At 59.9% G+C, this 893-nt stretch carries 1 protein-coding gene; it reads left to right on the top strand.

Features of this window, described 5'->3' with window-relative positions:
* Positions 1 to 881 (top strand): IS3 family transposase (locus JAO82_RS14145; protein ID WP_198687037.1); only part of this gene is annotated, 881 nt, incomplete at its 5' end.
* Positions 882 to 893: the final 12 nt, after the last annotated feature.

Below are 893 nucleotides of genomic sequence, written 5' to 3'. Positions count from 1 at the left end.
AAAAAACCGACCTTGCGTGTGCAATCGCTGAAACCGGACATTTCCCAATGACCGCGGTGGCAGCGACATTGGGTGTGTCCCGCGCGAACCTGCACGATCGGCTGAACGGGAATGCGAAGCCGCGTCGGGGCTATCATAAAGCCCAAGTCGCGGCGGTGTTGCCGCGCATCGAGCGGCTGGTGGCGGAGCGCCCGACCTATGGTTATCGCCGGATCACGGCGGTCCTGAACCGGGAACTCCGTGCGGCGGGTTTACCGCCTGCTAACCACAAGCGCGTCTATCGGATCATGAAGCGCAACAACCTGCTGCTTGAGCGCTCCGGGTTTGACCGGCCCGAGCGCATTCATGACGGCAAGGTCATCATGATGCGGTCGAACCTGCGTTGGTGCTCTGACGGATTGGAGTTCACCTGCTGGAACGGGGACGTGATCCGCCTGGCCTTCCTAATCGACGCCCATGACCGCGAGATCATATCCTGGCGCGCCGTTGCCAATGCCGGGATCAGCGGCTCGGACGTGCGCGATATGCTGCTGGAGGCGGTCGAGGCGCGCTTCGGCACCTTCCGTGCGCCAGAGATCATCGAGGTCTTATCCGACAACGGCAGCGCTTACACGGCGAAGGAAACTCGTATCTTCGCCCGTCAGCTCGGGTTGAAATCCTGCTTCACACCGGTGGCCAGCCCGCAATCCAACGGCATGTCGGAAGCCTTCGTCAAGACGCTCAAGCGCGACTACGTCCGTGTGAACCCTTTGCCTAATGCGGAAACCGTTCTGAGATTGATAGGAAACTGGATCGAAGACTATAACGAGAACCACCCACACAGCGGCCTGAAATGGAAATCGCCTCGCGAGTTCATAAGGGCCGAAACTGAAACCGCTTAGGTGTCCGGTGAA

Origin of the sequence: Pontibaca salina, from assembly GCF_016307205.1 — a bacterium.
Classification (GTDB): Bacteria; Pseudomonadota; Alphaproteobacteria; order Rhodobacterales; family Rhodobacteraceae; genus Pontibaca; species Pontibaca salina.
Note: the sequence above shows the minus strand (reverse complement) of the source record. Positions and strands in the feature narration are given on the sequence as shown.